The organism is Streptomyces sp. RP5T (assembly GCF_003933965.1).
Classification (GTDB): Bacteria; Actinomycetota; Actinomycetes; order Streptomycetales; family Streptomycetaceae; genus Streptomyces.
Window position 1 is genome coordinate 1 of sequence record NZ_RSAJ01001341.1, and the last position, 253, is coordinate 253.

Genomic DNA, 253 nt, shown 5'->3' on the forward strand with positions numbered 1-253 from the left:
CGAGGTCGCAACGCACGAGGCACCTGCGCCGTTGAGGGAGATGTTCGAAGTCTCAACTCGTCAGCGCAGGTGCCTCGTTGATTCGCCATCCTGCCGTACTCGACCTCCCGCATGCGCTGGTCGAGTGGGTCACCATGCTCATCGTCACCCGTGAGGGTGACCGCCGCTGCAAGCTCCCCCCGCACCAGCGTGCCCTGGTCGCCCTGGTGTACCTGCGCAAGAACGAACCTCTGCCCCAGATCGCCGCGGCTTT

At 65.2% G+C, this 253-nt stretch carries 1 pseudogene; it reads left to right on the top strand.

The features are described 5' to 3' along the window. Window positions 1-77: 77 nt before the first annotated feature. Window positions 78-253 (top strand): annotated as a pseudogene (locus EHS43_RS46120) (IS5/IS1182 family transposase); the annotation flags it as partial.